At 48.0% G+C, this 9222-nt stretch carries 4 protein-coding genes; all 4 read right to left on the bottom strand.

Going from position 1 to position 9222, the window contains the following annotated elements; all coding sequences use genetic code 11:
- The coding region (locus Q4Q54_RS21495; RefSeq protein WP_311989517.1) for a VCBS domain-containing protein at window positions 1-3836 on the bottom strand (3836 nt) is incomplete at its 3' end.
- A 12-nt stretch (window positions 3837-3848) separates the two neighbouring features.
- On the bottom strand, window positions 3849-5174 hold the full coding sequence (locus tag Q4Q54_RS21490) for an HlyD family type I secretion periplasmic adaptor subunit (RefSeq protein ID WP_311900999.1): 1326 nt from the start codon (window positions 5172-5174) through the stop codon (window positions 3849-3851).
- The gene (locus tag Q4Q54_RS21485) at window positions 5167-7251 is read right to left on the bottom strand and encodes an ATP-binding cassette domain-containing protein (protein ID WP_311890643.1); all 2085 of its coding nucleotides are present in this window, start codon (window positions 7249-7251) and stop codon (window positions 5167-5169) included. The genes Q4Q54_RS21490 and Q4Q54_RS21485 overlap by 8 nt, the downstream gene beginning before the upstream one ends.
- Before the next feature lie 2 nt (window positions 7252-7253).
- On the bottom strand, window positions 7254-8903 hold the full coding sequence (locus tag Q4Q54_RS21480) for an ABC transporter transmembrane domain-containing protein (RefSeq protein ID WP_311890642.1): 1650 nt from the start codon (window positions 8901-8903) through the stop codon (window positions 7254-7256).
- Window positions 8904-9222: the final 319 nt, after the last annotated feature.

Here is a 9222-nt window from a genome sequence, read left to right as displayed (position 1 = left end):
TTGGCTTGTAGATGACCGGTGGTGACGGCCGTGTCCTCGGTGACGGTCGCGATGTCCACGCCGCCGATCACCGCGCCATCTGCGGCGCCCGTCACCGTGATCGTGAGGTTTTGCGTGCTGGTGGCGCCCGCGTTGTCGGTGACAATGATTGGGATGACAACATCTTGCGTCTGGCCCGCAGCCAGATGTTGGTAGCTGGCATGGCTTGGGTCAAAGCTGTAGCTGCCATCGGCATTCAGGGTGAAACCGTCCACAGGCTGGGCGATGCTGAAGGTTTGCGTGTCACTGGCGTCCACATCGGTTGCAATCATTTTGCCGGTCAGCTGTGTGCCATCTTCGGTGACTGCTTGTGTTTGCGCCGCGAGTACTGGCGCGTCGTTTGTACCGTTGATGATCACGGTCACGGTATGGCTAGTGCCGTCCGTGCTGCTGATGGTGAAGGTGTCGGTAAGTGTTTCACTAGCCTTCAGTTGCTGGATCGCGGCCTGTGTGTTGTCGGCGCTGTAGGTCCAGGCGCCAGTGCTGTTCAGGCTGAAGTGTCCGTAGCCGCTGCTGCCGGCCACATCCGTTTGGGCGGTGAAGCGGGCTTGTCCGGCATCGGAGTCGGTGATCGTCAGTTGGCCACTAGCCTGCAGATGACCGCTGGTGACGGCTGTGTCCTCGGTGACTGTGCCTTTGTCGGTACCCGCAATGACGGCGCCATCATCACGGCCAGCAACGGTGACACTGACCGTGTGCGTGGTGCCGTCGGCGCTGGAGACGGTGAAGCTGTCGGTAACGGTCTCGCCGCTCTTAAGCGCTTGGACGGCGGCCTTGCTGTTGTCCAGCAGGTACTGCCAATGCCCGCCCTCGTTCAGCGTTAGACTACCGTAACTGCCTGTCGTGGCAGTCTGGGCGATGAAATGTGCCTGGCCGTCGTCCACATCGGCGATGGTGAGCCGGCCAGTCACAGCTTGGCTGTTGTCTTCGGCCGTGCCGCCGGTGTTCACACCGCCGATGGTTGGGCCGTCGTTGCAGCCGGTGACTGTGATGGTGAGATTTTGTGTGCTAGGTGCTCCGGCGCTATCAGTTACAGTGACCGGAATAATCACATCTTGCGTCTGGCCCGCGGCCAGATGTTGGTAGCTGGCATGGCTTGGGTCAAAGCTGTAGCTGCCGTCGGCATTCAGCGTGAAGCCGTCGACGGCGTTGACAAGGCTGAAGGTTTGCGTGTCGCCCGCGTCAACATCGGTGGCAATCATTTTGCCACTGAGTTGTGTGCCGTCTTCCGTTACACTTTGCGTTTGCCCAACTAGCACGGGCGCGTCATTGCTGCCCTGTATCGTGACGGTCACGGTGTGGCTAGTGCCGTCAACACTGCTGACTGTGAAGGTATCGGTGAGGCTCTCGCCAGTATTGAGTTGCTGAACGGCAGTCTGCGTGTTGTCGGCGTTGTAAGTCCATACCCCTGAGGAATTAAGGCTAAAGTGTCCGTAGCCGTTGCTGCCAACCACATCGGTTAGTGCAGTGAACTGGGCTTGGTCAGCATCGGGGTCGGTAATGGTGAGTGTGCCATGTGCCTGTAATTGCCCATGCTGGGCAGATTGATCTTCGATAAGCGTTGCGGTGACGGTTCCACCGATAATCGCTTTATCATCAGCACCTTTGATCAGAATCGTGATCTTTTGGCTTGTTCCATCCAATGCTTGTACAAACAGGGTGTCAGTTAAGGATTCACCATGCTTGAGAGCTTGTATGCTGGGATTGTTGTTGTCTGCTGTGTAGGTCCAATGGCCATGGGTGTTGATGGATAATATGCCGAATTGACCTTGGAGTTGTTCGGCTGCAAATCCTGCTCGCCCGGTATCGGGATTGCTTACCCAGAGTTGACCGTCTGTATGGAGTTGTCCTTGAGAAAGGCGTTTGTCTTCAAACACCCTCATTACTGATGTGCCCATAATCACAGAGTGATCATCGGTACCATGAATGGTGATGGAGATGGTTTGCTGTGTGCCATCTTGGGTTTGTACCACAAGGGTGTCAGTGATGGATTCTCCGGTTTTGAGTGCTTGAATTGCCGTCTGCGAGTTATCTGCGGTGTAGGTCCAGTGGCCTAATTCATCAATGATGAGGGTACCAAACTGACCATATTGCTCTGTAGCTGTAAATAAGTGTGGTCCGTGGTCGTTATCTGTGATGGTAAGGTTGCCATCGGCCCTAAGCATGCCTTGATATGTGTCACTATCTTCAGTGAGTGAGGCCGAGGTTGTGCCTGATATTTCGGCCTTATCATCAGTTCCATTAATCGTGATTGTAATGTTTTGCCCAGTACCATCGGCGCTGTGGATAGTAAAAGTATCAGTAAGATGCTCACCCGATTTAAGGCTTTGAACGGTGGCCAGTGAGTTATCGGCGCTGTAGATCCAATGGCCGTTTACATCGATCGTAAGATAGCCAAATTGTCCCTGCAATGAACCTGCCGAAAAATGGGCTTGATCCTTATCTGGATCTTGGATGCTTAATTGACCTGATACCGTTAATTGGCCGTTGAGAGCCTGAGTATCTTCCGTCACTAAACCCGTCATATCACCTTTAATGATGGCGGTATTATCAGCCCCATTCACTTGAATGCTGACTTGCTGGCTAACAGGATGGCCTGATTGATCTGTTGCGGTGACGATAAAGGTTTCCGTCACTTGTTGGCCAGAGACTAGAGCAAGCGTGGCGTTTGCATGGTTATTTAGTTGGTATTGCCATTGGCCCGTGAGTGGATTGATGCTCAGTTGGCCATATTGACCTTGTCCATGAAGCACAGCCCAAGTGATTACATCGTTATGATCGGGATCGACACTGCGTAGTTGCCCCATCACTGTCTGCAAGGAGTCCGCCGAATTAATACTGGCGAGGTGCGATCCTAAAATTTGGGGCAGATCGTTACTGCCTTCGACATCGATGATGATGACAGTGTTTACTTGTTCGCCATTGGGGCTGCTGACGGTAATCGTAAATTGTTCGGTTTGATGCTCACCTTCGGCTAATGCATCAGTGTTAAGTGCATTATTATCGAGTTGGTAATGCCATTCGCCCGTTGTTGGATCGATATCAAGGTGACCAAATTGACCTTGATGTTCTGCGACCGTCCATTGGAGTGGGGTTACTATTCCCCCATGGGCGTGCAGTTTTCCAGAGGCACTCGCGACTGGGGCATCTTCTTTAACCGATTGATGGCCGGCTTGTTCGTCAATGGTGAGTGGGGTGTGCTGTTCAGTGCTAATGATTGGGGGGCGCACAATTTGAGTTAATGTGGTTCTTGCCATTGATACCGTTAATACTGCCGGTTCAATCTGCTGCTTAACATGTCCAATTTCAGGGAGTTGGCTGAGGGTAACAAGGGGCAATTGTGTGTCGTCAAAGTGTGGACCTTGCCCTAAATGGGTTGATTCACTCGAACCATAATCTTGGAACTTAGGGGCATTTTGGGTTTGCGTTTCATCCGCTTGCTGTGGCATCTCTGACAAGGTTTTTTCCGAGTCTGTGCTAGAGCTAGCTGACTGGGCTGTTACATGGCGGTTATCAATGTCTACGGTAGCGGGTTGCGAATCAGGCTTTTGCTCTGTCGATTCTTCGGTATTAACAAGCTGCGTTGCTGCGTGCGAGGGTAAGCGCCAAGACTTGCTTGCCACAATATCTGGGCTTGCAGTGCTTTGGACTTCACTCCCTCTAAATTCCTTTGCCTTGAGCTTGGCGACATCTTTATCAAGCTTTTTAGCGGCAATTTCAGATTTTTTGGCGAGTTTTGCTGAAATGCGACTTTTTCGTTTTGCGGTTGAGAGCGTTAATGGTTTTTTTTTGCTCATAGTTCGTGCTCCCTAGCGTTCACCAAAGGCTTCAGTCACATTGGTAAATACGGGTTTCCACAGGTATTGAAAGACGGTTTTATCCCCTGTGACAATATCCGCTTCGCCAGTCATTCCGGGGATCAGCTCTAGCTTATCGGGTTGATCGCCAAAGTAGGGCTTGTCAATCGAGATTTGTACTTTATAAAAAACGCCGCCTTTTTCATCTGCATCTGTGCTTGGGGAGATGCGTTTGACGATACCATCAAGTGCCCCATAGCGACTGTAATCAAAGGCATCAATTTTTATGCGCGCGTTTTGTCCCACACTGACAAAGCCAATGTCCCGAGGGGAGAGTTTGGCCTCAAGTAGGGCTGTTGGCGTGGTGGGAACAATCACCGCAACTGTGCCACCTGGTTGAATCACACTCCCTGATGAGGTGTTTGGAATGGACTGGATGATGCCATCAACAGGGGAGGTAATGGTGTTTTGTTGCATCTGCAAATCGGAGGATTTTAAACGTGCGGTAATCCCTAATAATTCAGCTTGTGCATCAGTGCGAGCTTCACCAACCTCTTTTAGCAATGTGGCTTGTTTTTGCTCCAACTGCCGTTGAAGATTTTCAATATCCCGTGCCAATACCTGTTGTTTACCTTCCATACTTTTTAGTTCACGTATGTAGGAGTCTAATTTTTGTTGCGATTCCAGCATAGTGAGCTTAGAGATAGCCTGAGATTCTTTGATGGAATCCATCATATTGATGGTTTGTTGGGCTGAATTGATTTGATGTTTCAGTGGCGGAATTTCTTGATCAAGACTTGCCAACTCAGCTTTCGATTTGGCGATTTCCGCGAGGGAAGATTGAATGATGGCTTGTTTTTCGGTATTCATCCGTTCGAGATCACTAATATGCCCTTTCACAAGATTGGGATGACTTTCAAGGTAGCGAGCAAAGTTGGCCTCTCTGGATTCGATAAAAGCACTGTAACGCTCAATTTTGAGCACCAGATTAGCTTGTTTACTTTCCAGCTCTTCAGCGGCAGCTTGGCTATCGATGGCGATAAAGTTGGCGAGGACATCGCCTTTTTTCACTAAATCCCCCTCAGAGACCAAGATAGAGGCTATGGTTCCCCCTGAAAAACTCTGAATCACTTGTTGATGTCCAAGGGGGATAACCTGACCTTTCGCTTTGGCAATTTCTTCAATATTAGTGAACAGTGACCACACAAACATAATGAACACTGAACCCGCAATAAAGTAGGTGATTTGTTTGATGATGCGCTTTTCTGCTGGTGCTTCAATGGCTTGACTGAACTCGTGTTCTGGCAAAGAACGATGGTTAAGTTGACGATCATTCATTGTGTGTTGTCTCCATGCTAGCCACTGATTGGTTGCCATTGTCTACATTAGGTTTGTTTGGGATAGGACCAGCATAAACCACTGACCCTTTATCTAAGATAACGACCTTATCCGCGTGTTGGATCAGTTCTTGATCATGGCTAGTAAATAAAATAGTCGTTTTCCCTTTTAACTTGGTTAAGGTTTCGATAAAGGTTTTTTTCGCAAAAGGATTGCGGTTGGCTATGGGTTCATCCATGACAAGTAAAGGCGATTTTTTTAATAGGGCCCGAGCTAGGCTGATATAACCACTCCCAATCACCGAAAACATATTGGCTCCCTGAGCGGATAAACTGCGATTTAAATCGCCACCGAGCACCTCTTTTAAAGCGTCTCCACCTGCTTCATACAATGCTTGACACAACTCATCATCGGTGGCATCGGGTTTAGCCAGCCGTAAGTTATCTGCTAACGAGCCCGGTAGTAGTTCGGTGTGGGTCGGGCTGAATGCGGCCCATTGGCGTAAAGCTTCGGGGTCGAATTGTTTCAGGTTTTTACCATCTAAAGTGACAAAGCCTGCTTGGGTATCAATTACGCCTATGGCTGTCAGCAATAAGGTGCTTTTACCACTGCCATTAGGGCCGATAATGGCGACGGTTTCTCCTGCTTCAACATCAAATGTGACGCCAGAGAGTGCAGGTTCAGCTTCAGCACTGTAACGAAAGGTGACATGTTTAAAGTTGAGCGCGGGTGCTTTATTTAGGTTAGGTCCATCGAGGCGGAGTTGATTAAATTCGGTCGTCACCTCCATAAAACGGTCAAACTGGGTGACAGTACTGGTTATCATGTTAATTTTAGACGCCGAAGAAAATGCTAATTGGGCGGGGCCTGTGATGCGCCAAATCAACATACCACAGGCGATTAAAGCGCCGGGTGATATACTTTGATTTAACACTAAAAAAATGCCACAAAACACGGTAACTAGGGCTGTCATCAGCCCCATGGCATGGGCAACTGCCGCTGTCAGCCCATTACGTTTGGTATATAAAAATTGTTGTCGGCAGTGCTCACGGCAACGACGGATAAAATCTGCGTACCAGCCTTCGGTTTCCCCTGCGGTTTTCAGCTCTAATACATTTTTAGCTAGTTCATTGAGACTGTTTTGATAGTCATTACTGATGGTTGGGCTGGCGGCTTGGGTAAAACGGTTTAGGGCTTTCATCACTAGGTAAAACAGAATCAGCATACAAAATGGTACTAATACCAGCCAACCACTGAGAACTGTGATGGCAATAAGCGCCACGATCGTAAAGGGCAAATCAATCAGCCCACCTCCGCTAGGGCCTGACAATAATCCTCTCACCTTTTCTGCATTACGAAGTCGTGCTAAATGATTCGATAATCCAACTCGGGATAACATCATCAACGGCATACTGAGGAGTTGATTAAAGGATACGGCTGAGAGATCCCTTGCCAATTTATTGCTTGCTCTGGCCAGTACTTTGGCTCGCAGCATTCGGCTATAAATAAAAATGCTTAAGGCAAGCAATGCACCTATTGCGATCCCAGGTAAAATTTCGGGGGCTTGTCCTCCAATGACTCTGTCGTATACCGCCATGGTAAAAAGCGGTATCGCTAATCCGGTCAAGCTGGCGACGAGGCTTAACAAAAAAACGGGTTTGAACCACTTTTTTTGCTGCTTAAACTGGCTTGCAAAGCGACTCCTTTTTTGATTGGAAGAAGGTAGGCTATTAATAATAAAAACTTTTCCATCAGTGGGGAGTGTGAGTGGTTGCCATTGATGGTGTGGGCCTAAATACTCAAAGGTGTGCTGGCTTCTGCGGCCTATTTGCGGTTCGCCCTCTTCGGGTAGGATCAGGAACGGGTAAATTGTATGGCTGAGTACCTCGGGATCAAGAGATCGTAAATCGGCAACAACATGATGTTTTTTAAATAAGATATACAAATCTAAGTAACTCGCATCATCGACTAACGCACTGCGTTCAATATTCTTGGCTTGGGCATTAAGTCCGAGTTGATTAAATAGTGTGACTAGTTGGGATTTTAAGTTTGGGACAGACTGGGTTTGGCTATGCATTGTTAAAGTTCCCCATTTGACATCATGGTTGCATCCCCTTGAGATGAAATATGGATGCGATAGTCACTGATCGCTGCAATTTCCGTAAAATAGGAGGCCACAATCAGGGTGATGTGGTTTTTGAGTTCGAGTAACAAAGCAAGTAGACGTTGCTGAGAGTCTGCATCGAGGGAGACCATAGGCTCGTCGAGTAAGAGTATCGAAGGGGATTGGGCAAGCGCTCTGACAATGGCGATGAGCTTTATGGCACCCTTATTGAGCATTTGGCTGTCATTATTACCCACTAAGGTTTGATAGCCCGCAGGCAACTGCGCAATCGTGGCAGATAAGCCCAGTTTGTCAGCGAGAACCATGGCATAGGCTTCCCGCTCATGGCGAAAGAGAGTCAGGTTATCCAAGATGGAACCTGCAAATAACGTTGCCCATGGCGACACATAACTAATGGATTGGCGATACTCCAGCGGGTCATGTTCAGTTAATGGGATAGAATCAATCTTGATGGCACCTTCAGTCACCTGATGATATCCGCCCACGGTACTTAACAATAAACTGGCATGTGTGAGTGGGTTTGAGGTTACAGTGACCAGGCTACCCGCGGGGATTGTCAGGTTAATGTGCTTAAGCTTTGCCCCTGTTTGTTGTGCAGATACTTGATCAAATTGAATGGGGCCTGAGGGTAATTTTTGATGGTAAATCTTATTACCATTTAAGGATTCTGGAGGGGAGGCTATGATTTCGTTAACATCTTGCATTGCAGATTGCGCGGTAACAAACTTCGCTTTTAAACTGCCAATGGCACTTAAGGGCGCTACGGCTCGGCCTGCAAGGATTGAGCATGCGGCTAATCCCCCCGTTGTTAGATCGCCATTTAAGACTTCAAAACAGCCAATCAGTACCAGTGCTAGTGTGGTGGCCTGTGAAGCCCCCTGGATCCATTCTTGTAACTTGGATGATAGCCAATCAACCTCATTTTGCTGCGCTAATCTTTGGTAGTTGATTTTTTTGTAGGCAGAGGTAATTCGGGATTCCAAGGCTAGGGCCTTTGCCGTTGTTAAGCCTGATAACACTAAAATGAGTAAGCGGGTTCGTTCATCTTCACTTATGGCGAGTTCTCGGGTGGCGATGGCGAGTTTTTTGCCGATTTGCCACACTCCAACGCCTGCTATACCCCAAACCAGTATGGGGATAAAGACTAATGGCCCGCCAATATAGGCTACCAAGGCTAAAAATATGATAACAAAAGGGAAATCCATTAATGCGACTGCTGCTTGCCCAGAGTAAATCTCACGCATGGTCGCGATACTCGTAATTCCGTGGAGTATTTTGCCTGCCCCTAATTGCTCAACATGGTGATAATCCGCCTTCATTAGCCGGTCGACAAATTGAGTGGTGGTTTGTAGCTCATAGTTTGAAGCATTGAGGGCAAGCAACCAACTACGTATATAGCGCAGCAGCAGTTCCAGAAGTATCGCTATCCCAACGCCAATCGCTAATACACTGGCTGTGCCATAGGCCTCATTGGGTAAAATCCGATCATAGATTTGCAGCATAGTGAATGGTAATGCCAGTGACAGTACATTAATGAGCGTGGATGAAAGCAAAAGCTCGGTAAATGATTTGTGCTGTGCCAATAGACGTAAAGATTCGATCATGTTTCACACACCTTATATACGTTACATTTATCACGAAAATCAAAAAGCGCATTAACATCACAGTTAACATTATCATTAACAATTTATAGTGTATATCACCAAACAAATGAATTTTATTGCTTATTTAGTTTAACTTTTAATGTGTTTACTCTGTTTTGTCGTTAACATTATGTTTGCTTTATGTTGGTGGTCGATGTGGTGTTTTAGTGGTGTTAGACAACGTAATCATTATTTAGGGTGACAGTCGGGTATGAATAAACCATGTTCAAAATAAAGTACTTCATCATTTTTCTCGTCGTATTTGCACTCGGATTGGTGC

The sequence above is a fragment of the Shewanella sp. SP2S2-4 genome (assembly GCF_031932025.1).
Lineage (GTDB): Bacteria > Pseudomonadota > Gammaproteobacteria > Enterobacterales > Shewanellaceae > Shewanella > Shewanella baltica.
This window is presented reverse-complemented; position numbering and strand designations above follow the sequence as displayed.